Origin of the sequence: Azospirillum sp. ST 5-10 (assembly GCF_051225715.1) — a bacterium.
Lineage (GTDB): Bacteria > Pseudomonadota > Alphaproteobacteria > Azospirillales > Azospirillaceae > Azospirillum.
The window spans coordinates 331,915-356,979 of sequence record NZ_JBPJSP010000003.1 but is presented as its reverse complement, the minus strand read 5'-3'; the positions used below and the strand labels follow the sequence as shown (position 1 = coordinate 356,979).

The 25,065-nt window shown below is 73.5% G+C and carries 20 protein-coding genes and 2 riboswitches; of the genes, 15 read left to right on the top strand and 5 right to left on the bottom strand.

Annotated elements, in window-relative coordinates; all coding sequences use genetic code 11:
- Window positions 1-9: 9 nt before the first annotated feature.
- The 3 genes from ACSBPG_RS05935 to ACSBPG_RS05925 all read right to left on the bottom strand — a co-directional run bounded on the left by ACSBPG_RS05935 (window position 10) and on the right by ACSBPG_RS05925 (window position 4,550).
- Entirely contained in the window at window positions 10-1,371 is a 1,362-nt protein-coding gene (locus ACSBPG_RS05935) for a class-II fumarase/aspartase family protein (RefSeq protein WP_435536202.1), read from the bottom strand.
- A 15-nt stretch (window positions 1,372-1,386) separates the two neighbouring features.
- A complete protein-coding gene (locus ACSBPG_RS05930; protein ID WP_435536201.1) occupies window positions 1,387-2,379 on the bottom strand; it encodes a TAXI family TRAP transporter solute-binding subunit in 993 nt (330 codons plus the stop codon).
- Window positions 2,380-2,444: 65 nt separating this feature from the next.
- Window positions 2,445-4,550, bottom strand: a complete 2,106-nt coding sequence (locus ACSBPG_RS05925) for a TRAP transporter permease (RefSeq protein ID WP_435536200.1) — start codon at window positions 4,548-4,550, stop codon at window positions 2,445-2,447.
- A 143-nt stretch (window positions 4,551-4,693) separates the two neighbouring features.
- Here ACSBPG_RS05925 and ACSBPG_RS05920 point away from each other — a divergent pair, with 143 nt between their 5' ends.
- The 7 genes from ACSBPG_RS05920 to ACSBPG_RS05890 all read left to right on the top strand — a co-directional run bounded on the left by ACSBPG_RS05920 (window position 4,694) and on the right by ACSBPG_RS05890 (window position 14,116).
- Window positions 4,694-5,473 (top strand): GntR family transcriptional regulator, encoded by a 780-nt coding sequence (locus ACSBPG_RS05920; protein ID WP_435536199.1) that lies wholly within the window; start codon window positions 4,694-4,696, stop codon window positions 5,471-5,473.
- Between the two features lie 40 nt (window positions 5,474-5,513).
- A riboswitch (cobalamin riboswitch) is annotated at window positions 5,514-5,725 on the top strand.
- A 120-nt stretch (window positions 5,726-5,845) separates the two neighbouring features.
- Window positions 5,846-9,499: a cobaltochelatase subunit CobN gene (cobN, locus tag ACSBPG_RS05915; RefSeq protein WP_435536198.1), complete on the top strand. Its 3,654-nt coding sequence runs from the start codon at window positions 5,846-5,848 to the stop codon at window positions 9,497-9,499.
- 74 nt (window positions 9,500-9,573) lie between these two features.
- Window positions 9,574-9,786: riboswitch (cobalamin riboswitch) on the top strand.
- 145 nt (window positions 9,787-9,931) lie between these two features.
- Complete coding sequence (locus ACSBPG_RS05910; RefSeq protein WP_435536197.1) at window positions 9,932-10,150, top strand: CbtB domain-containing protein; 219 nt, start codon at window positions 9,932-9,934, stop codon at window positions 10,148-10,150.
- Between the two features lie 10 nt (window positions 10,151-10,160).
- On the top strand, window positions 10,161-10,871 hold the full coding sequence (locus tag ACSBPG_RS05905) for a CbtA family protein (RefSeq protein ID WP_435536196.1): 711 nt from the start codon (window positions 10,161-10,163) through the stop codon (window positions 10,869-10,871).
- Between the two features lie 215 nt (window positions 10,872-11,086).
- Window positions 11,087-12,052, top strand: coding sequence for a tripartite tricarboxylate transporter substrate binding protein (locus tag ACSBPG_RS05900; RefSeq protein WP_435536195.1), 966 nt, complete (start codon window positions 11,087-11,089; stop codon window positions 12,050-12,052).
- A 79-nt stretch (window positions 12,053-12,131) separates the two neighbouring features.
- On the top strand, window positions 12,132-12,617 hold the full coding sequence (locus tag ACSBPG_RS05895) for a tripartite tricarboxylate transporter TctB family protein (protein WP_435536194.1): 486 nt from the start codon (window positions 12,132-12,134) through the stop codon (window positions 12,615-12,617).
- Window positions 12,611-14,116, top strand: coding sequence for a tripartite tricarboxylate transporter permease (locus ACSBPG_RS05890; protein ID WP_435536193.1), 1,506 nt, complete (start codon window positions 12,611-12,613; stop codon window positions 14,114-14,116). Before ACSBPG_RS05895 ends, ACSBPG_RS05890 begins: the two co-directional genes overlap by 7 nt.
- A 109-nt stretch (window positions 14,117-14,225) precedes the next feature.
- Here the strand turns inward: ACSBPG_RS05890 and ACSBPG_RS05885 are convergent, their stop codons facing one another.
- Together ACSBPG_RS05885 and ACSBPG_RS05880 are read right to left on the bottom strand one after the other, a co-directional pair.
- Window positions 14,226-15,059, bottom strand: coding sequence for an IclR family transcriptional regulator (locus ACSBPG_RS05885; protein WP_435536192.1), 834 nt, complete (start codon window positions 15,057-15,059; stop codon window positions 14,226-14,228).
- A gap of 162 nt (window positions 15,060-15,221) precedes the next feature.
- The gene (locus tag ACSBPG_RS05880) at window positions 15,222-16,139 is read right to left on the bottom strand and encodes a dihydrodipicolinate synthase family protein (protein ID WP_435536191.1); all 918 of its coding nucleotides are present in this window, start codon (window positions 16,137-16,139) and stop codon (window positions 15,222-15,224) included.
- A gap of 198 nt (window positions 16,140-16,337) precedes the next feature.
- On the opposite strand from ACSBPG_RS05880, the gene ACSBPG_RS05875 reads away from it, so the two are divergent.
- The 8 genes from ACSBPG_RS05875 to ACSBPG_RS05840 all read left to right on the top strand — a co-directional run bounded on the left by ACSBPG_RS05875 (window position 16,338) and on the right by ACSBPG_RS05840 (window position 25,040).
- Window positions 16,338-17,327, top strand: a complete 990-nt coding sequence (locus ACSBPG_RS05875) for a tripartite tricarboxylate transporter substrate binding protein (RefSeq protein ID WP_435536190.1) — start codon at window positions 16,338-16,340, stop codon at window positions 17,325-17,327.
- Window positions 17,324-18,364, top strand: coding sequence for a dihydroxyacetone kinase subunit DhaK (locus ACSBPG_RS05870; protein WP_435536189.1), 1,041 nt, complete (start codon window positions 17,324-17,326; stop codon window positions 18,362-18,364). The genes ACSBPG_RS05875 and ACSBPG_RS05870 overlap by 4 nt, the downstream gene beginning before the upstream one ends.
- A gap of 4 nt (window positions 18,365-18,368) precedes the next feature.
- Window positions 18,369-18,983, top strand: a complete 615-nt coding sequence (locus tag ACSBPG_RS05865; RefSeq protein ID WP_435536188.1) for a DAK2 domain-containing protein — start codon at window positions 18,369-18,371, stop codon at window positions 18,981-18,983.
- Window positions 18,984-19,059: 76 nt separating this feature from the next.
- Window positions 19,060-20,640 (top strand): aldehyde dehydrogenase (NADP(+)), encoded by a 1,581-nt coding sequence (locus ACSBPG_RS05860; RefSeq protein ID WP_435536187.1) that lies wholly within the window; start codon window positions 19,060-19,062, stop codon window positions 20,638-20,640.
- Window positions 20,641-20,723: 83 nt separating this feature from the next.
- Window positions 20,724-21,743: a TRAP transporter substrate-binding protein gene (locus tag ACSBPG_RS05855; RefSeq protein WP_435536186.1), complete on the top strand. Its 1,020-nt coding sequence runs from the start codon at window positions 20,724-20,726 to the stop codon at window positions 21,741-21,743.
- Window positions 21,744-21,808: 65 nt separating this feature from the next.
- Window positions 21,809-22,318, top strand: coding sequence for a TRAP transporter small permease (locus tag ACSBPG_RS05850; RefSeq protein WP_435536185.1), 510 nt, complete (start codon window positions 21,809-21,811; stop codon window positions 22,316-22,318).
- Entirely contained in the window at window positions 22,318-23,607 is a 1,290-nt protein-coding gene (locus ACSBPG_RS05845; protein ID WP_435536184.1) for a TRAP transporter large permease, read from the top strand. Before ACSBPG_RS05850 ends, ACSBPG_RS05845 begins: the two co-directional genes overlap by 1 nt.
- A 26-nt stretch (window positions 23,608-23,633) precedes the next feature.
- A complete protein-coding gene (locus ACSBPG_RS05840; protein WP_435536183.1) occupies window positions 23,634-25,040 on the top strand; it encodes an FAD-binding oxidoreductase in 1,407 nt (468 codons plus the stop codon).
- The last annotated feature ends 25 nt before the right edge of the window (window positions 25,041-25,065 follow it).

Sequence of the window (25,065 nt, the reverse complement as noted above, 5' to 3'; positions counted from 1 at the left end):
CCACTCTGCTCAGGAACCGGCCGCCGGGCGCGGGCGGTCGGCCAGCAGGCGGTCCACCATCTCCCGCGCCGCCCCCAGGTAGTTGGCGGGATCGGTCAGCCGCGCCAGCCGGTCCGCACCGAGCCGCTCCACGACCTCCGCATCCTCGGCCAGGACGGCGTGCAGGGTGCGCCTCCCGGCACGGGCCTTGCGGCAGGCCTCGTACACCAGGTCGTGGGCGCGGCCGCGGCCGAGCTGCGGGGCCAGCCCCATCATGACCGCCTCGGCGGCGATCAGCCCGTCGGTCAGGGCGAGGTTGGCCGCCATGCGGCGTTCGTCCACCTCCAGCCCCTCCAGCATCAGGCGGGCGTGGTGCAGGGCGGCGGCCGTCAGCGCGAAGCTCTCGGGCAGGGCGAGCGCCTCCGCCGGCCAGGGACCGGTCGCCCGCTCCAGGTCCTGGACCATCGCGTCGAGCATCAGGCCGGCGTGCTGGCGGACGATCCTGGCGACGCCGAGGATGACCTCGCAGGCGATCGGGTTGCGCTTCTGCGGCATGGTCGAACTGGCACCACGGCCGGGCAGGTAGGGCTCGAACACCTCGCCGGTCTCCGTTCCCATCAGCAGCATCACGTCGCAGGCGATCTTGCCCAGCGAGCCGGCGATCAGCGCCAGCACCTGGACCGTCTCGGCCGGCCCGTCGCGCACGACGTGCCAGGCGATCGCCGGCTCCCCCAGCCCCAGCTCCAGCATCAGCGCACGGTGGACGGCGACCCCGTCCGCCCCCAGCGACGCCAGCGTGCCGACCGCCCCGCCGAACTGCCCGACCAGCACGCGCGGCCGCAGCTCGGCCAGCCGGTCGGCGTGGCGGTCGAGCGCCGACAGCCACACCGCCGCCTTGTAGCCGAAGGTGACCGGCAGCGCCTGCTGGAGATGGCTGCGCCCGGCCATCGGCGTGTCGCGGTAGCGCCGGGCCAGCCCGGCCAGGGCGGCGCGGACCCGCTCGAGGTCGGCCTCGATCAGGTGCAGGGCGTCGCGCACCTGCAGGACGACGGCGGTGTCCATGACGTCCTGGGTGGTGGCGCCCCAGTGGAGGTAGTGCCCGGCCTCCCCGCACAGCGCCGACAGCTGGTGGACGAGGGGCAGGATCGGGTAGCCGACGACGCCGGTCTCGCGCGCCAGCTCCGTCCGGTCGAGGGCCTCGGGCCGGGCCCGTTCGGCGATGGCCGCCGCCGCCGCGGCCGGGATGACGCCCAGCCGCGCCTGGGCGCGGGCGAGCGCCACCTCGACCTCGACGAAGCGGGCGATCAGCGCGTCCTCGGAGAAGACCGAGCGCATGGCGTCGGTCCCGAACAGGCTTCGGAACAGGTGGGAATCGACGAGGCTGATGGCCATGGCGCGGCTGCCCGCTCAGCTCTTCATGTCGGGCGGCAGCAGGGCCGCGGGGATGTCGATCCCCTGCTCGCGGTAGTAGCGGACGGCACCCGGATGGAACCAGATGAACTTGTTGTGCGCGACGTTCTCCGGCAGCGTCTCCGCCGCCACGGCGTGGACCTGCAGGAGGCGGGGATGGTTGGCGTGGACCGCCTTCACCACCTCGTACACCAGGTCCTCGGGCAGGTCCTTGTGGGCGATGAAGAAGTTCCACATCGCCACGGTCGGCAGGGGCTTGGCCAGGGACTTGTAGGTGCCGGCCGGGATCTCGTAGGGGCTGAGATAGTCGCTGGTCGGCAGGATCTTGGCGATCTCCTCCGTGCCGAGGGAGAAGACGACGACGTCGTTCTGCGCCTCCAGCTCGACGAAGGTGGGGTGCGGCGCGCCGCCGGCGGTGACGATGGCGTCGAGGCGACCGTCGCCGAGCTGCGAGCCCTGGTCGCCGATGGGACCGCTGCGCTCGGTCACGTCGATGCCGACCGCCTCGAACCAGCGCGGCCAGTAGGTGCCGCCCGTCCCCGCCTTGGGGCCGACCCCGACCACCTTGCCGTCGAGGTCCTTCAGGCCGGCGATGCCCGAACGCGCCAGGGCGATCGCCTGGAACGGCGTCTGGTACATCGGGAACAGCGCGCGCACGTTGCGGTGCTCGACGCCGGGGTTCAGCTCGAGCTTGCCGTTCCAGGCCTCGTGGGCCGGCCCCATGGTCGTCATGCCGAAGTCGGTGCGGCGGGCGTCGACCAGCAGCATGTTCTGGTTCGGCCCCTGCGTCTGCTGGGTCGAGGTCGGCACCTGGACGACGTCGCTGATCAGCGAGGCGACGCCCTGGCCGTAGATCGCGAACGGCCCGCCGGGGGAGGCGGTGGCGATGGTCAGGGATTGCGGCCAGCCGTCGCGCCCCTCGGCCGCCGCGGCGCCGCCGGCCGCCAGGGCGGCCAGAACGGTGGAAAGGACCAGTCCTGCGTGTCGCATAGCGTCGTCTCCTCTGGTGTGTGTCGTGGTCGGGAAAGGCCCTGCCGGCCGGCCGCCGCCGGCGCTCAGCCCCGGGTCTGCACCGCCCGCGCCGGCCGCGTGGCGAGGCGCCACAGGACCATCAGGCCGGCGAGGCCGAAGCCCGCCGCGTCGGTGACGGCGCCGCCGTCGATGAGCAGGAAGGCGGCCGCCGCCAGCAGGACGCGCGGCAGCGGCCCGAGGACGCCGAACAGCCAGCCTTCGCTGGCGAAGGCCAGCAGCAGCACGCCCAAGGTGGCGGTCAGGCCGACCTGCAGGATGGCGAGGCCGTCGCCCCGGAACAGGATCTCGGGATGGTAGAAGAACAGGAACGGCACGATGAACGCCGCCAGCCCGTAGCGCACCGAGCGGAAGGCGGTCACCCACGGATTGCTCTGCGCCAGGGCCGCCGCGGCGAAGGAGGCGAGCGCCACCGGCGGGGTGATCGCGGAGATGACGGCGAAGTAGAAGATGAACATGTGCGCCGCCAGGGGGTCGACGCCGACACGCTGCAGCCCCGGTGCCACCACCGACGCGGCGATGGCGTAGGCGGCGGTCGTCGGCATCCCCATGCCGAGGACGAGGGCGATGACCATGGCGAAGGCGAGCGCCAGCAGCTGGCTGTCGCCGGCGACCGCCAGGATCAGGGCGGAGAAGCGTCCGCCCAGGCCGGTCAGCCCGAGCACGCCGACGATGATGCCGGCGCAGGCGCACACGGCGACGAGTTGGAAGGACTGCCGGGCCGTGCGGTCGAGCGCGTCGAGCACGTCGCCGGCCATCCCGCGCAGGGCCGGCCCGAGCGCCGCCGTGCCGGCCCGCGCCGCCGCCGCGCCGAGCAGCAGCGCCGCGCCGCCGCCGAGCGACAGCCCTGCCACCGCGTTGACCGGCAGGCCGGCGGCGCACAGGGCGGCGAGGAGGGCGAGCGGGGCCGCCAGGAGGTTCGGGTGCAGGTCCAGGCGCGACAGCAGCATCACCAGGACGGACGCGGCGATGCCCCAGGTGCCGGCCGCCACCACCGAGTAGCCGGCGACCAGCAGGACCAGGAGGACCGCCAGCGGGAACAGCAGCAGCGTCCGGCGCAGCAGCGGCCGCAACGCCGGCAGCTCGGCGCGCGGCAGGCCGCGGATGCCGTGGCGCAGCGCCTCCAGGTCGACATGGGCGAAGTTGGCGACGTAGAACAGCAGGCAGGGAAGGACCGCGGCGAGCGCGATGTCGGCGTAGGGGATGCCGGTGACCTCGGCCATGATGAAGGCGCCGGCCCCCATGATCGGCGGCGTGATCTGGCCGCCGGTCGACGAGGTGGCCTCGATCGCCGCGGCCGAGGCGCGGGGATAGCCGACCCGCCGCATCATCGGGATGGTGAAGGCGCCGCTGGCGACCACGTTGGCCACCGAACTGCCGCTGACGGTCCCGAACAGGACGCCGGAGACGACGGCCACCTTCGCCGGCCCGCCGCGCATCCAGCCGAACAGGGCGAAGGACAGGTCCATGAAGTAGGCGCCGGCCCCGGACAGCTGCAGGAACACCGCGAAGGCGACGAACAGCACGATGTACTGCGAGGACGCCGCCGTGGTGATGCCGAAGATCCCTTCCTGGCTGTAGATGAAGGAGAAGAAATGGCTGGCCTCGAAGCCCCTGTGATGGAGCACCCCGGGCATGACGGGGCCGGCGAAGGCGTAGGCGATGAAGACCGCCGCCAGGAGCGGCAGCACCAGCCCGGCGGTGCGCCGCGCGAACTCGATCGTCAGCAGGGTGCCGACGAAGCCGACCGCGAAGTCGGCCGGCGTGGTGATCACGCCGGTGCGCATGATCAGCGCGTCGAGCTCGACCGCGATGTAGGCGGTGCAGCCCAGCGCCGCCAGCGCCGCCAGCCCGTCCCGCGCCGGGATGCCGCGGCGGCGTTCGCCGCTCCAGGTGGCGTAGAGCAGGAAGGCGATGCCGGCGCCGGCGTTGACATGGACGGCCCGGAACAGCCATTCGTCGAGTGCTACGAAGTTCAGCACCACCAGGTGGAACACGGTGTAGGCGATGGCGCACCAGAACAGCCCGACCCGCTGCCAGACCGCGAGATCGCGCACGCGCGCACCGAAATCGAAACGGTCGGCGCTGTCGGCCGCCTCGTGCGCAGCGGTGTCGGAGTGGCTTCCGGACATCTCTTCCCTCCCGGTGGGCGGCTCCGGCCCCGGCGCCGCCAGTTGTCCGTACAACTTCACTTGTTCGGACAATTAGGGGGACGTATGATGGGCTTGTCAAGCATGTTTTCCATGGCGTGGACCGGCGATGGCGGGGTGTTGGGATGAAGACTCGGTATGCGGCGCTAGCCCAGGTGCTGGTTCAGGCCATCCGCTCCGGCCAGTGGCCGGTCGGCTCGCTGCTGCCCGGCGAGGTGGAGCTGGCGCAGCAGCACGGGGTCAGCCGGGCGACGGTGCGGGCGGCCCTCGACCATCTCGAGGAACTGGGCCTCGTGTCCCGCCACCGCGGTCTCGGCACCCGGGTGGAGGCGGTGCGCGCCGGCACCCATTTCCGGCAGACGGTGACCCCCATCGACGACATCATGCAGTTCGCCGGCGACGCGAGGCGCGCCGTCGAGCGGATCGAGGACGTGGTGGCCGACGAGGCGCTGGCGGCCCGCCTGGACGGGCGCCCCGGCCGTCATTGGCTGCACATCGCGCAGCGCCGCCTGGAGCCGGCGACCGACCTGGCGGTCTGCTGGACCGACGTGTACGTCGACAGCGCCTACGCCGACATCCGCCGGGTCGTCCGGCGCTATCCCGGGCTGGTCTGCGACCTGATCGAGGAGCGCTTCGGCGTCTGCGTCGAGGAGATCCGGCAGGAGATCCGGGCGGTCGGCGTGCCCGCCGCCGTCGCCGCCCATCTCGGCGTCGAGCCGGGGGCGCGGGGCCTGGAGCTGACCAGGCGCTACCTGGACCCGCAGGAGCGGGTGATCGAGATCGCCATCAGCGTGCTGCCGGCGGACCGTTTCACCTACACCGTGCGGCTGCGGCGCTCCCCGGGTCCCGGCGCGGCATCGCCCGCCGCAAGCGGCGGCGGCGGGGACGGCGATCCGCCGCCCTGAGGAGGGCGGCGCCGGCGCGCTTGCAATTCGCCGGGGGTGCGGCATAGATGGCGGCGATGGTGCCTGCGGACCGGCCGGTCCGGAGGAACAGGGAACGCGGTGAGGTCGGCCCGACCGAATCCGCGGCTGCCCCCGCAACTGTGAGCGGCGAGCCCCCCTCTCGACGACGCCACTGGCCGGAAGCGGCCGGGAAGGCCGGAGGGCGGGCGACGACCCGCGAGCCAGGAAACCTGCCATCGCCGATCGATCCAGCCCGCCGGGTGTGGCGGAGACAAGGAGCCCGCGATGCCGCCCGCCGCCGATCCGTCGGCCGTTCCCCCGGCCGTTCCCCCGGCCGTCCCGAACCCCCCCGCCAGCGCCGCCGGCTGAGCCATGCATCTGCTCGCCGCGCGCCAGGAGGACCTGGACGCCGGGCCGCAGGCCGTCGATCTCGGCCACGCGCCGGCGGACCTGGTGGTCCTCTCGTTCTCCGACAGCGACCTCGGCGCCCTGGCCGCGGCCTGGACCGCCGGGCGCGACCGGCTGCCCTCGCTGCGCCTCGCCAACCTGGGGGAGCTCGGCCATCCCCTGTCGGTCGACCTCTACGTCGACCGGGTGATCCGCGCGGCCCGGCTGGTGGTGCTGCGCCTGATGGGCGGCGCCGGCTACTGGCGCTACGGCCTGGAGGCGGTCGCCGCCGCCTGCCGCGAGGCCGGGGTGCCGCTGGCCGTGCTGCCCGGCGACGCCCGGCCCGACCCCGGCCTGGAGGGCTACGGCACCCTGCCCGCCGCCGAGTCCCGGCGCCTCCACCGCTACTTCGCCGAGGGCGGGCCGGCCAACATGGCCGGCCTGCTGGCCTGCGCCGCCACCCTGGCCGGCCGCCCGCTGGCCTTCGCGGAGCCGGCGCCGGTGCCGCGCTTCGGCGCCTACGACGGCTGGCGCGGCGCCGTCGACGCGGCGGCGCCGGCGGCGGCGCTGGTGTGCTACCGGGCCTATCTCCAGGCCGGCGACCTCGCCCCCCTGCACGCCCTGGCCGACGCGCTCGCCGCGCGCGGCCTGGCCCCCCGTCTCTTCCACGTGTCCAGCCTGAAGGAGCCGGACGCCGCCGCCTGGATGCGCCGCACCCTGCGGGCGCTGGCGCCGGCGGTGGTGGTGAACGCCACCGGCTTCTCGGCCCGGCTGCCGGAGCAGGACGGCTCGCCTCTCGACGCCGCCGGGGTGCCCGTCCTGCAGGTGGTGCTGTCCACCGGCGGCGAGGAGGCGTGGCGCGCCTCCTCCCGCGGCCTCGGCCCGGCCGACCTCGCCATGAACGTCGTGCTGCCGGAGATGGACGGCCGCATCCTCGCCGGCGCCGTCGCCTTCAAGGCCCCGCGGACCGCGGACCCGGCGCTGCAGTACGCCGAGATCGCCAGCCGCCCGGTGGCGGACCGCGTCGCCGCGGCGGCCGACCGCGCCGCCGCCTGGGTGCGCCTGGGACGGACGCCGCGCGCGGAACGGCGGGTGGCGCTGGTCCTCTCCGACTATCCCAGCGGCGGCCTGGGCGGCGGCGGTGTCGGCCGGGCGGTCGGCCTCGACACGCCGGAGAGCGTGCTCGCCATCCTCGGCGCGCTGGCGGGGGCGGGCTACGCCGTCGACGCCGTCCCGGCGGACGGCGCGTCGCTGATGCGCGCGCTCACCGGGGCGCCGCCCGCCGCGGCGCTGAGCCTCGTCGACTACCGGCGGCTGGCCCCGGCCGCGGTGCGGGCGCGCATCGCCGCCGCCTGGGGAGCGGAGGAGGCCGACCCGCTCGCCGCCGCCGGCGCCTTCCGCTTCCGGCTGGTGCGGTGCGGCGCCGCGCTGGTGGCGGTGCAGCCGAGCCGCGGCCACGGCCCGCTCACCACGGCCCAGCACCACGACCCGGCGACGCCGCCCAGCCACGCGTACCTCGCCTTCTACCTCTGGCTTCGCCACGGGGCGGAGGTCCACGCCCTCGTCCAGGTCGGCGCCCACGGCACGCTCGAATGGCTGCCCGGCAAGGCGGTCGCCCTGTCGGCCGAGTGCTGGCCGGAGATCGTCGGCGGCCCGCTGCCCTGCCTCTATCCCTTCATCGTCAACAACCCCGGCGAGGGGGTGCAGGCGCGCCGCCGCGGCGGCGCCGTCCTGATCGGCCACCTGACGCCGCCGCCCGTCCAGGCCGGGCTGTACGGCCCGCTGGCCGAGCTGGAGCAGGCGGTCGACGAGTACGCCCAGGCCGACGGGCTCGACCCGCGCCGCCTGGGGGTGCTGCGCGAGACCATCCTCGACCTCGCCTGGCGCTCCGGCGTCGCCGCCGACTGCCGCCTGCGGCCGGACGACGACGCCGACACGGTGCTCAGCCGGCTCGACGCCCATCTCTGCGACGTCAAGGAGATGCAGATCCGCGACGGCCTGCACGTGTTCGGCGCGACGCCGCCGGCGGCGGCGCGGGCCCGCCTGCTGGCCTCGGTCGCCCGCTTCCCGCGCCGGCGCGGCGAGGGCGGCGACGCCGCGCTGCCGCGGGCCCTGGCCGGCGACCTCGGCCTGCCGACGCAGACCCTGTTCACGGCCGATCCCGGCGCGCGCTGGGACGGCCCGCCGGTTCCCGGCGCGCGCAGCCGCACGGTCGGCGACGTGCGGGCCGCGCTCGACGGCATCGCCGCCGGGCTGGTCGCCGGCGCCCGCCCCTGCCCGCCGGACTGGACCGGCACGGCGGCCGTCCTCGCCGCCCTGGCCGGCGAGCTCGCCCCCGCCGTCGACGCCTGCGGCCCGGCCGAGATGGCGGCGCTGCTCGACGGGCTGGACGGCCGCTTCGTGCGGCCCGGCCCCGGCGGGTCGCCGGCGCGCGGGCGCGCCGACACCCTGCCGACCGGCCGCAACCTGTTCGCCCTCGACCCCCGCGCCGTGCCGACGCCGGCCGCCTGGACGCTGGGCTGGCAGGCGGCCGGCGCCCTGCTCGCCCGCCACCTGCAGGACCAGGGCGACTGGCCGCGGCGGCTGGTGGTGGACTGCTGGGGCACGCCCGCCCTGCGCACCGGCGGCGACGAGCTGGCGCAGGCGCTGGCGCTGCTGGGCGTGCGCCCGGTGTGGGAGGGCGGATCGGGCCGCGTCACCGGCTTCGAGACCATGCCGGCCGGGGTGCTGGGCCGCCCGCGGGTCGACGTCACCCTGCGCATCTCCGGCCTGTTCCGCGACGTCTTCCCGCAGCAGATCGCCCTGTTCGACCAGGCGGTCCGCGCCGTCGCCGCCCTCGACGAAGGGGACGACGTCAACCCGCTGGCCGCCGCGGCGCGGCGCGACGCGGCCGACCTCGCGACCGCCGGGCTGGACGCCGGCACGGCCCGGCGCCGGGCCACCGCGCGGGTCTTCGGCGCGCCGCCCGGCGGCTACGGCACCGCGCTGTCGGACATGGTCGCGCGGGGCGACTGGAGCGACCGCGCCTCCTTCGGCACGGCCTACCTGGAGGGCGGCTGCCACGCCTACGGTCCCGGGCTCGACGGCGTGGCCCTGCCGGGCCTGTTCCGCCGCCGGGTCGGCGCCGCCGACGCCCTCGTCCACCACCAGGACCAGCGCGAGAACGACGTGCTGTCGCAGGACGACTACTACCAGTTCGAGGGCGGCTTCGCGGCGGCGGCCGCGCTCGACGGCGCCGACCCCGCGCTCTACCACCTCGACAGCGCCGAGCCGGAGCGGGTCGCCGTGCGCACCCTGGGCGAGGAGATCGCCCGCACCCTGCGCGGCCGCGCCGCCAACCCGCGCTGGATCGCCGGCATGATGCGCCACGGCCACCGCGGCGCCGCCGAGATGGCGGTGACCGTGGACACCCTGTTCGCCTTCGCGGCGACGACGCGGGCGGTGCGCGACCACCATTTCGACCTGCTGCACGGCGCCTACGTCGCCGACCCCGCGGTGTGGCGCTTCCTCGCCGAGGCCAACCCGGCGGCCGCCCGCCACATCCTCGACCGGCTGGACGAGGCGCGGGAGCGCGGCCTGTGGCACCCGCGGCGCAACGCCGTCCCGGCGGAGCTGCGCGAACGGCGCGGGACGCTGTAGCCGGGCGCGGCGGCGGCCCGGCAGGCACCGGCAACGCCCCGTCCGTCGCGCGTTGACGCGCTCCGCGGCCACGCTTACAGTCGGCGGCGATGGTTCCCCGACGCCGTCTGGCCAGGGGATTAATAGGGAACACGGTGCGGCCCGAGCGCGAGGGGCCAAGTCCGTGGCTGCCCCCGCAACTGTGAGCGGTGAGCCTGTCGCCACATCACGACCACTGGGCAACCGGGAAGGTCGGCGACCGGCGGCGACCCGCGAGCCAGGAGACCTGCCATCGTTTGTTCGAACCGGCACGCAGGGCGGGGTGTCCCAACGGCGGTGATCGACAGGGCGCGCCGGCGGCACCGCGTCACGCGACGCACCGCGAGCCGGACGCCACCGATCCGCACGGGTTTCCCGTCTTCGTCCTGATCCATTCTGACGGAGGCGACTTCCATGCAGACCCAATCCATTCCCGGCACGGCACCGCACGCTTCGGCGGCCCACGCTTCGGCGACCCATGCTTCAGCGGCCGGGCGCGGCGCCCTCCTTCCCGCGGCGGCGGCGGCCGGTCTCGGGCTGCTCCTGCTGTGGGGCGTGGGGTTCTCGCACATCGACGCGGTCCACAACGCGGCCCACGACACGCGTCACGCCAACGCGTTCCCCTGCCATTGAGGAGCCGGTCATGAGCCAGTTCCGAAAGCTCTTCTTCGTGGCGCTGTGCGCCGGCGTCCTGTCCGGCCTGCTGGTCACGGCGGCCCACCAGGTCGGCGCGGTTCCCATCATCCTGGAAGCCGAAACCTTCGAAGCGGCGGCCGAGGCGGCCGGGCCCGCCGCCCACGAGCACGCCGCCGGGGCCCCCGCGCACGACCACGGCGGCGAGGCCTGGGAACCGGCGGACGGCGTCGAGCGGACGGCGTTCACCGGTCTGGCCAACGTCCTGACCGGCGTCGCCTTCGCCCTGCTCCTGGTGGCGGGCTATGCCGTCGCCGGCGGCGCCGTGACCTGGCGCAGCGGCGCGTTCTGGGGCCTCGCCGGCTTCGCCACCTTCACGCTCGCCCCGGGGCTCGGCCTGCCGCCCGAGGTGCCCGGCACCGCGGCCGCGCCGCTCCTCGACCGTCAGGTCTGGTGGTGCGCCACCGCCCTCCTGACCGGTGGCGGCCTGTGGCTGCTGGCCTTCGCCCGCCGCCCCCTGTGGGCGGCCGTCGCCGTGGCGGCGATCGTCCTGCCCCACCTGGTCGGCGCCCCGCAGCCGGCGGAGCATGCGACCGTGGCGCCGGCGGCGCTCGTCCACCGCTTCATCGTCACCGCGACCGTCACCAGCCTGCTGTTCTGGCTGTGCCTCGGCGTCTCCACCGGCGCCCTCTACCGCCGCTGGGTCCGACACCCGGCGTGATCCGCCGGCCGGCCGCCCGTCCGCGGGCGGCCGGCCTCGCGTCGTGCCCGATCCCCTCCGTTCGGCGTTCTGTACCACAATGCGGGATTGAATTGACTTGCTTCATGTCGGTAGAGCCGCCATTCGTGCGCCAAACGCGACCGCATCGTGGGATTGACATTTCGGCGCGCAGCCGATAGTCCAATGTCGGGAAAGCTGAAAAGGCGGAGGAAACCATGCCCATCCGATCGACGATCCTGGCCACCCTTGCGGGCCTGCTGCTGGCGCCGGCCGCGGCGGACGCGGCGTTCCCGGAGCGGCCGCTGACGATCATCGTCCCGGCCGCCGCCGGCGGCGGCGGCGACACCACGACGCGCATCCTCGCCCGCGAGGTGGAGAAGGCGTTCGGCCAGCCCGTCACCATCGTCAACCAGGGCCAGGGCGGCGGGGTGGTCGGCCTGACGTCCATCCGCCGCGCCGAGCCGGACGGCTACACGGTCGGCCTGCTGTTCCCCTACGCCGGCTACAAGGCGATGGGGCTGGCGGACTTCACCCGCCAGGACTTCACGCCGATCGCCAACTTCAACGGCGATTCCTCCGCCCTCCTGGTCGGTGCCGACTCGCCCTTCCGCGACCTCGCGTCGGCGCTCGACGCGGTCAAGGCGGATCCCGGCCGCTACAAGGTCCATTGCAGCGGCGGCTGCGGCAGCGTCTGGGACGTTCCGGTCGCCGGCATGATGCTCGACTACGGCATCGCCGTGGACAAGGTGGCGTGGATTCCCGGCCAGGGCGCGGCGACCGGGCTGACCGAGCTGGCGTCCGGCGGCGTCGACTTCCAGACCGCCTCGCTGCCGGAGGCGGCGGCGCTCATCAAGGCCGGGCGCGTGCGCCCGCTGGCGGTGCTCAGCCCGACGCCGGTGCCGGGATTCGAGGACGTGCCGACGACGACGGAGGCCATCGGCAGGACGATCGACGGCGGCACGTGGCGCGCCATCGGCGGCCCGGCCGGCCTGCCCGACGACGCCCGGGCGGCCTGGGAGGAGGCGATCCGCAAGGCGGTGGCCAGCGACGGCTTCCGCGAGGCGATGCGCAAGGCGAACTTCGGCGTGAAATGGCTGGACGGCGCACGGCTCGACGCGCTCATGCGCCAGCACGAGACGGACACCGACCGCGTCATGAAGGCGCTCGGCTACGGCAAGTGAGCCGGCCCGGACGCGCCTGCGCCACGGCAAAACCGCGTCGGCCGCCGCGCGCGGCCGATGCCCAGAACGAGTGCCCTTCATGAAAGTCCACGACGTCTTCGTCGGCCTTTTCTTCCTCGCGGCCGGCGCCTTCGTCGCCGCCTACGCCGCGACGCTGACGCCGCCGCGCCATCTCGCATACGGCCCCGGGTTCGTTCCGTCGCTGATCGGCACCGCCATGATGCTCGTCGGCGGCGGCATCGTCCTGACCGCGCTCAGGACGGTGCGCACGGCGCCGCTGTGGCAATGGCCGGACTGGGCGGCCAACCCGCGCGGGCGGTGGCGCTTCGCGGCGCTGCTCGCCGCCATCGCCGCCTACGTCCTGCTGGTCGACGCGCTGGGCTTCCTGCTGACGGCGACGCTGATCCTGCTCGCCCTGTTCGTCGTCGCCGGCATGCGGCCGCCGGCCGCCCTGGCGGTCGGCGTGGCGTCGGCCGCCGCGCTGACCGTCGTCTTCGCCTCGGTCCTCCACGTGCCCCTGCCGTGGGGGCCCCTCCAGAGCGTGTCGGGATGGCTGATATGGTGATCGTCCAGGACGTGATCGGCCGGCTGGCCGACCTCAACCTCTTCCTCGTCATCGCCGGGGCGGCGCTGTACGGCCTGGTGCTCGGCGCCATTCCGGGGCTGACCGCGCTGATGGCGTCGGCGCTGCTGGTGCCGATCGTCATCTTCATGGAGCCGATCCCGGCGGTGGCCTCGATCATCACCGCGTCGGCCATGGCGATCTTCGCCGGCGACATTCCCGGCGCCCTGATGCGGATGCCCGGCACCCCGGCGTCGGCGGCCTACACCGACGACGCCTACGGCCTCACCCGCTCCGGCGACGCGGCGCTCGCCCTGGGGGCGGGCCTGTTCGCGTCGGCCCTGGGCGGCCTGATCAGCGCCGCCGTCCTGGTGCTGGCCGCCCCCTGGCTGGCTGACATCGCGCTGTCCTTCAGCAGCGTGGAGTATTTCTGGCTGGCGGTGCTCGGCCTGAGCTGCGCCACCTTCGTCGCCGGCCCGTCGCTCCTCAAGGGGCTGGCGTCGCTGCTGCTCGGCCTGGCGTTCGCCATGGTCGGCATGGACCCGGTGTCGGGCGCGCCGCGCTTCACCTTCGGCATCACCAACCTGCTGGGCGGGCTCGGCCTCATCCCGGTGCTGATCGGCATGTTCGCGATCTCCGAGCTGCTGCGCGGCGCGCTGGCCGATCCCCACGCCGATCCGGCCCCCTCGACGATCGGGCCGATCACCCGCAGCACCGTCCCGCACCTGTGGCGGCACCGGCTGGGGGTGCTGCGGGGCAGCGGCATCGGCACGCTGGTCGGGGCGCTGCCCGGAGCGGGCTCCGACATCGCCGCCTGGATCTCCTACGCCATCGCGCGGCGCGCCTCGCGGAGCGGCCGCGCCGACGACCGCGACGGGGCCGTCGAGCGCATCGTCTCGGCCAGCGCGGCCAACAACGCCAGCCTGGGCGGCGCCTACATCCCCGCCACGGTGTTCGGCATTCCCGGCGACGCCATCACGGCGATCGTCATCAGCGTCATGTTCCTCAAGGGCATCGCCCCCGGGCCGACGCTGTTCCTCAACAACCCCGGCGTCATCTACACGGTGTTCGCGATCTTCTTCATCGCCAACATCCTGATGGTGCCGCTCGGCATCCTGAGCATCCGCGCCTTCGGGGTGATCCTGCGTCTGCCGGCCGCCTACGTCTCGCCGCTGATCCTGATGTTCTGCATCCTCGGCGCGTTCTCGGTGGAGAACACGCTGTTCGCCGTCGGCATCGTCGGGGCGGTCGGCGTCCTCGGCTACCTCATGGAGGCCAACGGCGTGCCGGTGGCGCCGGCCATTCTCGGCCTGATCCTCGGACCGCTGATCGAGCAGACCTTCATGACCACCATGCTGAAGTCGAACGGCGACCTCGCCATCTTCTTCGACCGCCCGGTCGGCGGCACCATCGGCGCGCTGACCATCCTGGCCTGGCTGGTCATCATGGGGCTGCGGCTCCTGCCGTCGCGGCGCCCGGACGGGGAGCCGGCGCTGCGCTGACCCCGGCGCCACGGACGAACGCCCCCGCCCGGCCGCGCCCGGGCGGGGGCGTTCCCGTGCCGGCGCGTCCGGCCGCCGCCGTCGGGGGATCTTGCCCGGGGAAGCTTGCTCAGGCGATCTTGCGGGCGTCGAGCGGCGCGTCGCCGTCGCCGCTCGGCGCCGCCGCGGCGTCCGCCGCGCCCGCCCTGAAGCCGAGGCGCTGGGAAATGGAATCGGCGTGGCTGACGATGATCGGGGCGATCTGCTCCAGCTGCGCGGCGCGCAGGCGCGTCGCCGGCCCGCTGACGGAGATCGCCGCGAAGACCTGGCCGCCGGTGTTGCGGATGGGGGCGGCGACGCAGTTGCGGTTGAGCTCGATCTCGCCGAAGTCGAGGGCGTAGCCGCGGGCGCGGGTGTCCGCGAGCTCCGTCTTGAGGCGCGCCGGATCGGTGATGGTGTTGCCGGTGAAGGCCGGCAGGCCGAGGCCGATCACCCGCTCGATCACCGCCTCGGGCTGGAAGGCGAGCGCCGCCTTGCCGACGCCGGTGCAGTGGCAGGCCGTCGTCTCCATGGTGATGGTGGCGTTGTTCTGGCCCGTCCGGCCGCCGGTCGTCTTCTCGACGAACACCATGCGCGAGCCGTCGAAGATGCAGAGATGGACCGCCTCGCGCGTCAGGCTCGCCAGCGCCTCCACGAAGGGCCGCGCCTCGCGCTGCAGATCCATGTTGGACAGCACGATCGAGCCGAGCTCGAACAGCTTCATGCCGAGGCGGTACTCGTCCCGCGAGCGGTCCTGTTCGAGGAAGCCGATCTCCTTGAGCGCCAGGATGAGGCGGTGCGCCGTGCTGCGCGGCAGCTTGGTGCGGCGCGCGATCTCGGTGACCGAAAGGCGGCGGTCGAGGATCGAAAAGCAGTCGAGCACGGCAAGCAGCTTGCCGGCGGATTTCACGTTCTTGGTCTGCAAGAGGCTGGTTCCTCTGTCCCGATCCGTCCGATCCTACCACCGTCGCTGCCCGCGGGTCACGGCTCCGCTCGCCTGCCGGGGAACGCCGCAAAAAAAGGCAGGCGGCAAGCACGCTTGCCGCCTGGAGGTTCGCCGGGGAGGACCGACCGCGACGAAGGTGGATCACGCCACCGCGGCGGAACGCTCGACGGTGGTGTCGTACTGCAGCACGCGGCGCAGCGCCGCGTCGATCGCCGCCTTGCGCGCCGCGTCGGGGGCCGGCATCGGCGCCCGCGGCAGGCCGCCGGGGCAGCCCTGCTGGCTCAGCGCGTGCTTGACGCAGGCCGGCAGGTTGTCGCCGTTGATGGTGTTCCAGAACGCCAGCAGCGCCTTGTGGATGGCGAGCGCGCGCGTGTGGTCGCCGGCCTGGACCGCGTTCCACAAGGCCACCGTGACGCCGGGGACCGCCGCCGGGTTGGCGGCGATGGTGCCGTGCGCGCCGAGCGCGAAGGACGGGTAGAGCAGCGCGTCGACCGCGGTGTAGACGGACTTGCCCGGAAGCTCGGCGTTCAGCAGATCGGCCATCAGCTTGAGGTCGCCGGCGCTCTGCTTGACGCCGACGACGCCGTCGATCCCCTTCATGATGCGGATCAGCAGCGGCGGCGGCAGGTAGTTCCAGGGCACCACGTTGTAGATGATGATCGGCGTCGTCGTGGCCGCCGCCAGTGCCTCGAAGTGGGCGTAGGTGGCGTCCTCGTCGGGCTTGAACACGTAGTGGACGGGCGTGACCTGCAGGGCGGCGACCGGCAGGTGCGCCATCGCCCGGGCCTTGGCGACCGCGTCGCGGGTGCTGTTGACGATGATGCCGGCCACCACCGGAACGGCGCCCTTCACCTCCTCGATGCACACGGCGACGAGACGGACGAGCTCCTCGGTGGACAGGGTGTGCCCCTCGCCGGTGCTGCCGCCCACGCAGAGGCCGTGAACCCCCTTGCTCAGCATGAAGCGGACTTCGGCGCGGTAGGCGGCCTCGTCGATCTCGCCGTCGGCGGTGAAGGGGGTGACGAGCGGGGGGATGATCCCGGTCGGGGCTGCGGACATGGGGTGCGATCTCCAGTTTTATCCCACAATGCGGGTTTCAATGTATCCCACAATGCGGGCTATATCCTGGCGGACGGCCGGTGTCAAGACGCTCAGTCCGCGGAAAATCCGCTTTACAGCTTTCCCGCTTTGTGGGACGGTCCGCTCGTTCATCCCGCAGTATGGGATTTCAAGCTCGAGAAGAAGGGGGAGGAGAAGATGAGCCGTTTGACCCAGCGTCCCCGCCGGGCGGCCCTGTGGGGCGTTGCCGTCCTGGCCCTCGCCGCCGGTGCGCCGGCGGCGGCCGAGGCGCAATGGCCGGAGCGGCCGGTGACGCTGATCGTCATCGCCGGCGCGGGCGGGGGCAGCGACTACACCATGCGGCTGCTGGCCCGCGAGCTCGAGGAGCGGACCGGCCAGCCCTTCAGCGTGGTCAACCAGGCCCAGGGCGGCGGCGTGGTCGGCATGACGACCTACGTCAACGCCAAGCCCGACGGCTACACGCTGGGCCAGCTCTCCCCCTTCGCCCAGTACCGGCTGCTCGGCCAGGCCGACTTCACGACCGCCAGCTACACGCCGGTCGGCCAGTTCAACGCCGACCCCGCGGCGGTCCACGTCGCCAAGGACGCCCCCTTCAAGAGCGTGTCGGAGATCGTCGCCGCCCTGAAGGCCGATCCCGCCAGCCTGAAGATCTCCTGCGGCGGCACCTGCAACGCGAGCTGGGACATCCCCTTCGTGTCGCTGCTGCTGGATCAGGGCGTCGACGTCTCGAAGATCAGCCTGATCCCGGCGGCGGGGTCGGCCGCCGGCCTGCAGGAGCTGGTGTCGGGCGGCGTCGACGTGGTGCTGTGCTCGCTGCCGGAGACGGACGCGCTGGCCGCCGCGGGGCGCGTGCGCAGCGTCGGCGTGATGAGCGGCGAGCGCCTGGAGCGCTACCCCGACGTGCCGACGGTGGCCGAGCAGGTCGGCAAGGCCTACGAGGGCGGCACCTGGCGCGCGGTGGCCGGACCGGCCGGCATGGACGCGGCGCTGGTCGCCACCATCGAGGCGGCGGTCAAGGCGGCCTACGAGAGCGAGCGCTTCCAGGCCGGCATGAAGGAGCGCGGCTTCGGCACGCAGTGGCGCGGCCATGACGAGCTCGTCGCCTTCATGAAGGAGCACGAGGCCATGACCGAGCGCGTCATCGACGCCATCGGCTACGGCAAGTGACCGGCGCCGTCCTCCACGCCCGCCAGGACGACAAGACGACCATGAAGAAGCTGATCAACGATCCCTCGCGCTACGTCGACGATTCGCTCGACGGGCTGTGCTCCGCCTTTCCGACCTTCGCCCGCGCCGGGCGCCAGGGCCGCGTCGTCGTGCGGCGCGCCGGCGCCGGGCCCGGCAAGGTCGGGGTGGTGACCGGCGGCGGCTTCGGCCACCTCCCCGTCTTCGCCGGCTACGTCGGTTCCGGCCTGCTGACCGCGTGCGCCGTCGGCGAGGTGTTCGCCGGGCCGCCGGCCGACGTCTGCGCCGACACCATCCGGGTCGCCGACGGCGGCGCCGGCGTGGTGTGCGTGCTCGGCAACTACGGCGGCGACCGCATGAGCTTCGGCCTCGCCTGCGACGAGGTCGAGTTCGACGGCGTCGCCACCCGGACGGTGATCGTCGCCGACGACGTGGCCAGCGCCCCCGCCGCCGAGGCGCACAAGCGGCGCGGCATCGCCGGCATGGTGTTCGCCTTCAAGGCGGCCGGCGCCATGGCGGAGTCCGGCGCGCCGCTGGACGAGGTGGCGCGGGTGGCCGAGGCCGCGGCGTCGCGCACCCGCTCGATCGGCGTGGCGCTGGGGGCTTGCCGCATCCCCGGCGCCGCCGCCCCCGGCTTCGCCCTCGGGCCGGACGAGATGGAGATCGGCATGGGCATCCACGGCGAGCCCGGCATCGACCGCCGCGCCCTGGAGCCGGCCGACGCGGTGACCGACGCCATGCTGGAGCACCTGCTGAACGACGCGCCGGCCGCCGCCGGGGGCCGCGTCGCCGTGCTGGTCAACAGCCTCGGGGCGACGCCGCTGGAGGAGCTGCTGATCGTCCATCGCCGCGTGCGGAGCCGCCTCGAGGGGGCCGGGCTGGCGATCGCGCGGAGCCACGTCGGGCACTACGTCACCTCGATGGAGATGGCGGGCTGCTCGATCTCGCTGCTGCACTGCGACGACGAGCTGGAGCGGCTGCTCGCCGCGCCGACCGACTGCCCGTTCTGGCGGAGCTGAGACGATGCTGACGAGTTCCACGCTCGCCCGGGCTCTCGCCGGCATGAACGCGCGCGCGGCCGAGGTCCGGGACCGTCTCAACGCGGCCGACTCCCGGCTCGGCGACGGCGACACCGGCATGACGGTGGCGCGGATCGTCGAGGCGATGCACGCCGCCGTCGCCGAACCGCCGGCGGACGTCGGCCTGGTGCTGGCGGCGTGCAGCCGCGCCTGCTCGCAGGCGAGCGGGTCGAGCCTGGCGTCGGTCGTCGCCATCGGGCTGATGGCCGCCGCCAAGGCGGCGCGCGGCCGGGAGGCGGTGGACCGCCCCGGGGTGGCGCAGCTTCTCCAGGCGGCGGTCGAGGCGATCGCCGCACGCTCCGGCGCTGCGCCGGGCGACAAGAGCGTGCTCGACTCCGTGGTGGCGGTGCAGGCCGCCCTGGCGTCGGAGGCCGGCGCCGGAGCGCCGCTGGCGGTGGCGGCCGCGGCGGCCGGGAGCGCCCTCGACGCCTTCCGGGACCGCGAATCCCGTCTCGGCCGGGCGCGCGTCTACGGCGCGAAGTCGGTCGGCCACGACGATCCCGGCATGCTCGCCGCCTGCCTCCTGCTGGCGGCGGCGCAGGAACCGCCGGAGGCGTGAGCGGCACACCCGGCCGCCCCCGTCCCCGCCCCAGCCTCACGTCCGCAGTTCCATCCGCAGTCCAAGGAGACCCGTTGTGTCCATCACCGGCGAGATGCTGATCGGGGCCGCGGCGGTGCGCGGCGGCGCGGGGGATTTCCGCGCCGTGAACCCGGCGACCGGGGAGGCGCTGGAGCCGGCCTTCGGCGGCGCCGGCGCGGGCGAGGTGGCGGGCGCCTGCGCGCTCGCCCAGGCCGCCTTCGACGCCTACCGGGAGACCGGCCTGGCGGCCCGCGCCGCCTTCCTGGAGGCGGTCGCCGAGGGCATCCTCGGCCTCGGCGACGCGCTGGTGGACCGGGCGGTGGCCGAGAGCGGCCTGCCGCGCCCCCGCATCGAGGGCGAGCGCGCCCGCACCGTCGGCCAGCTCCGCCTGTTCGCCCGCACCGTGCGCGAGGGGAGCTGGATCGGCGCCCGCATCGACCCGGCGCTGCCCGGCCGCACGCCGCTGCCGCGCCCCGACCTGCGCCTGCGCCACGTCGCCCTCGGCCCGGTCGCCGTGTTCGGCGCCAGCAACTTCCCGCTGGCCTTCTCGGTGGCCGGCGGCGACACCGCCTCGGCGCTGGCCGCCGGCTGCCCGGTGGTGGTCAAGGGCCACCCCGCCCACCCCGGCACGTCGGAGCTGGTCGGCCGCGCCGTGCGGGCGGCGGTGGCCGCCTGCGGCCTGCCCGAGGGGGTGTTCTCGCTGCTGCAGGGCGCCGGCACCGCGCTGGGCGCGGCGCTGGTCGCCGACCCGCGCATCAAGGCGGTGGGCTTCACCGGCTCGCGCCGCGGCGGCCTGGCGCTCATGCAGGTGGCGGCGGCGCGGCCCGAGCCGATCCCGGTCTACGCCGAGATGAGCAGCATCAACCCGATCTTCCTGCTGCCCGGCGCGCTGGCCGAACGGGCCGCCGACCTGGGCGCCGCCTTCGTCGCCTCGCTGACCCTGGGGGCCGGGCAGTTCTGCACCAACCCCGGCCTGGTGCTGGCGGTCGACGGGCCGGACCTGGAGCGCTTCCTTGAGGCCGCGGCGGCGGCGGTCGGCGGCGGTGTGGCGGCGACCATGCTGACGCCGGGCATCCACGCCGCCTACGACGAGGGCGTGCGGCGCCTCGCCGCCGACCCGCGGGTGCGCGAGGTGGCGCGCGGCCAGGCCTGCGCCGGGCCGCACCAGTGCCGGGCGGCGCTGTTCGCCACCGACGCCGCGGCGGTGCTGGCGGATGCGGCGCTGCAGGAGGAGGTGTTCGGCGCCTCCTCGCTGGTGATCCGCTGTGCCGACGTGGCGGCCATGGCGGAGGTGGCCGAGCGGCTGGAGGGCCAGCTCACGGCCACCGTTCACGCGGGCGGCGGCGACCTGGAGGCGGCACGCCGGCTGCTGCCGGTGCTCGAGCGCCGGGCCGGGCGGGTGCTGTTCAATGGCTGGCCGACGGGGGTGGAGGTGGGCGAGGCCATGGTGCACGGCGGCCCGTTCCCGGCGACCTCGGACGGCCGGACGACGTCGGTCGGCACCCTGGCGATCCACCGCTTCCTGCGCCCGGTCTGCTACCAGGACGTGCCCGCGGAGCTGCTGCCGGAGGCCCTGCGCGACGGCAACCCGCTCGGCCTGTGGCGCCGCGTCGACGGCGACCTCGGCCGGCACTGACGCGCCGGGCGGCCCCGGCGGACGAGAAATCCCAAACGAAGCGCCACGACCGGTGGCGCCGAACATCCCTCGGGAGGCAATCCATGAAGTCGTTTGTCGCAGGTGTCGTCCTTTCCCTCGCGCTCGCCGCCGCGCCGCCGGCCGAGGCGCAGGAGTACCGGGTCAAGTACTCGTTCGCCGATGTCGACCAGCCCGGCGAGAACGCTGCGGCGGCGCACGCGTACGTGTTCAAGGATGCGCTGGAACGGCTGAGCGGCGGGCGCATCGCCGTCGATCTCTTCCCCAACGGTCAGCTCGGCGATGCGAAGTCCATGGCGCAACAGATCCGCCGCGGCACGCTCGGCGTCGCCAGCTTCTCCTCCGGCGTGTTCGCCTCGCTCTACTACCCGAAGCTCGGCATCATCGACCTGCCGTTCCTGTACACGACCCGCGCCGACATGGTCGAGGCGCTGTCCACCAAGTCCCCCTACATCGCCTCGCTGGTCGACACGATCGCCGAGGAAACCGGTGTACGCATCCTTGGTTTCGAGCCGTACGGGTTCCGGAACTTCACTGCGGCGGCCCAGGCGATCCGCGAGCCGGCCGACCTGAAGGGTCTGAAGATGCGCACCCAGGAGATCGTGCCGCACCAGGAGATGATGCGGGCGCTGGGCGCCACGCCGACGCCGATCCCCTTCATGGAGCTCTACGCCGCGCTGCAGTCCGGCGTGGTCGACGGGCAGGAGAACCCGCTGGCGACGATCCTGCAGCAGAAATTCTACCAGGTTCAGAAGAACCTGACCCTGTCCGGCCACCTGATGACCATCGCCGCCATCTTCGTGAACGAAAAATGGTACCAGGGGCTGCCGGCCGACCTGAAGCAGGCGGTCCGCGCCGCGCACGCGGAGGCGTCGCTCGCCTATGCCGGTGTCGGCGCGGTCCAGGACGTGCTCGCCCTGAAGACGCTGAAGGACGAGGGCATGGCGGTGTACGCACCGACGCCGCAGCAGCTCGATGCCTTCCGCAAGGCCACCACCGCCTCCGTGCGCGCCTGGGCGGAGAAGGAATACGGCAAGGAGTTCGTCGACGGCTTCTTCGCCCACGTCGCCGACGTCTCGCACTGACCGCCACGCAGGAAGCCGGGCGCCGGCGCACTCGCGTCGGCGCCGCGGCCGGGAGAAGTACCGAGATGACGAGGTTGAATTCGCTGTATCGGGTTGCCGACCGCATCGTGTTCTGGACCACGGCGGTGCTGACCGGCGGTGTGCTCCTGTCGATGTCCGTCCTGGTCGTCTGGATGGTGGTGGCGCGCTATGCCCTCGACGCCCCGATCTTCTGGGGCGAGGAGACCGCGCGGCTCATGATGTTCTTCCTGGTGTTGATCGGCGGCGCGCTGGCGCTTCGCCTCGATCATCACCCGCGCCTGACGTTGTTCGCCGACATGCTGCCGCGCGCCGCGCGGCAGGCCCTGCGGTTCGCCGTGGACGTGCTGGTGTTCGGCACGCTGGTCGTGCTGCTCGTCCATGGCGCGGCGCTGGCCTTCGACGAGGCGATCATGCGTACACCCTCGCTGCGCATCTCCTACTTCTGGATCTATCTGGCCTATCCCCTGGGCGCCGTCCTGGCGCTGTTCCAGGTGGTGGGACGCCGCGCCGGCGCCGAACTGCCGGCCGGCTTCGACCACGAGGGCGACGCGTGATGTCCGCCCCCCTCGCCATCCTGCTCGTCAGTTTCGCCGCCATGATGCTCGCCGGCATGCCGCTGTCCTTCGCGATGCTGGCCAGCACCGTCGTCTATTTCGTTGTCGACGGCCAGCCGCTGTACCTCGTCGTCCAGCAGTTCTTCATCGGCATCGACAGCTTCACCCTGCTCGCCATCCCCTTCTTCATGCTGGCCGGCGACCTGATGGTGGTGTCCGGCACGGCGGAGAAGATGCTGGCCTTCTCCAACGTCGTCGTCGGCCGCTTCCGCGGCGGCGTGGGCTACGTCACCATCGTCTCCAGCATGCTGTTCGGCGGCTGTTCGGGCTCGGCGATCTCGGAGATCGCCGGACTCGGGCGGATGCAGGTGCGCATGATGGAGGGCGGCGGCTTCTCCCGGCCGTTCAGCACCGCGCTGGCGGTGGCCGCCTCCATCAAGGGGGCGATCATCCCGCCCAGCATTCCCATGGTGCTGGTCGGCGCCATCACCGGCACCTCGATCGGCGGTCTGCTCGTCGGCGGCGCGGTCCCGGGGGTGTTGGTGGCCATCGCCATGGCCGTCGTCATCTTCCTGACCGCGCGGCGCATGGAGCCGGCCCGCCGGGAGCCGCTCGGCCTGCGCGCGCTGGCGCGCATCATGATGGAGTCGGTGCCGTTTCTCGCCATGCCCTTCATCATTCTCGGCGGCATCCTGTCCGGCGTCTTCACGCCGACCGAGGCCTCCGCCGCCGCGGTCGGCTACGGAATCGTGCTCCTGCTGGTCAGCCGACGCGGCCGGCTCGACCTGGGCATGCTCGCCCGTCTGCTGATCCGCAGCGGGACGCTGGCGGCGGCGGTGCTTCTGCTGTCGGGCGCCTCCAGCGTCTTCTCCTGGGTGCTGGCGGCCGAGAAGGTTCCCGACCTCGTCGCCGCGGCGATCTTCGGCATCACCGACAACCGCTACGTCATCCTGCTCATCATCAACGTCTTCCTGCTGGCCTGGGGGCTGGTCATGGACATGCTTCCGGCGATCTTCATCATCGTGCCGATGCTGATGCCGCTGGTGGTGAAGCTCGGTGTCGACCCCATCCATTTCGGCGTGGTGGTGGTCTTCAATCTGGTGATCGGCCTGATCACGCCGCCCTACGGCGCCGCGCTGTTCACCGGCTCCATCGTCACCGGCGTGCCGCTGGAGCGCATCGTGCGCAGCATGGGGCCCTTCATGCTGGCCGCGGTCGCCGTGCTGCTGATCATCACCTACATTCCGGCAACCGTGCTTACCCTGCCACGGCTGTTCGGCCTCCACTGACCCCGCCGGTACGAGCGAGCCCCCCGATGCCCCAGTCCCACCAGTCATCCCGCCCCTCCGCCCTCGCCCCCGAGACGGCGCGCCGCCTGCACGACATCGTCGGCGGCCGGGTCTCGACCAAGCCGGCGGACCTTATCGTGCACGGCCAGGGCGAGTGCTACCACCCGTCGCGGCCGCCCGACGTCGTCTGCTTCCCGGAGACCACCGCCGAGGTGGCGGCGGTGGTCCGGCTGGCGCGCGAGACGAACACGCCGGTCGTCCCTTTCGGTGCCGGAACGTCGCTCGAGGGTCACACCGCCGCCCTGCGCGGCGGCATCTGCATCGATCTCGGCCGCATGAACGCGGTTCTCGAGGTCCGGCCCGAGGACATGGACGCGACCGTGCAGGCGGGCGTGACGCGCAAGCAGTTGAACAGCTACGTCCGCGACACCGGTCTGTTCTTTCCCGTCGACCCCGGGGCCGACGCCACCATCGGTGGCATGGCGGCGACGCGAGCCTCGGGAACGAACGCGGTGCGCTACGGCACCATGCGCGAGAACGTCCTGGCGCTGACCGTGGTGCTGCCGGACGGATCGGTGGTGAAGACCGCGAACCGCGCCCGCAAGTCGGCGGCCGGCTATGACCTGACGCGCCTGTTCGTCGGCTCCGAAGGGACCCTGGGCGTCATCACCGAGGTGACGCTGCGCCTGCACGGCGTGCCGGAGGCGGTGACGGCGGCGGTCTGCTCCTTTCCCGACGCCGCAAGCGCGGTGACGACGGCCATCCAAGTCATCCAGACGGGCATTCCCGTCGCCCGTGTGGAATTCGTCGACGAGGTCGGCATGGCCGCCGTGAACCGTTTCGCCGGTCTCGACTACCCGCCCTCCCCCGCCCTGTTCTTCGAGTTCCACGGCTCCGACGAAGGCGTCAAGGAACAGGCCCGGCGCACCGGCGAGGTGGCGCTGGAGAACGGCGGGTCCGCCTTCTCCTGGGCGACCAGCACCGAGGACCGGAACCGGCTCTGGCAGGCGCGGCACGACTTCCACTACGCCCTGATGGCGCTGCGCCCCGGCGGCAAGATCTGGGGCACCGACGTGTGCGTTCCCATATCGAGGCTGGTCGAGTGCATCGACCTGGCCAAGCGCGATGCGGCGCAGGCGCCGTTCCCGGCGGCCGCGTTGGGCCACGTCGGTGATGGCAACTTCCACATGGGCTACGTCATCGACCCCGACGACGCAGACGAGCGCCGCCTCGCCGAGGATCTCTCGACCCGGCTCGGGCTGCACGCCATCGCGCTCGGCGGAACCTGCACCGGCGAACACGGCGTCGGCTACGGCAAGGTCAAGTTCATGGTCCCCGAATTCGGCGAGGAGGCGGTGGCCCTGATGCGGACGCTCAAGGCGGCGATCGACCCGGCCGGACTGTTCAATCCGGGCAAGATCCTGCCGTCCTGACCGGCCATGGCCCCGCGGGTCACGG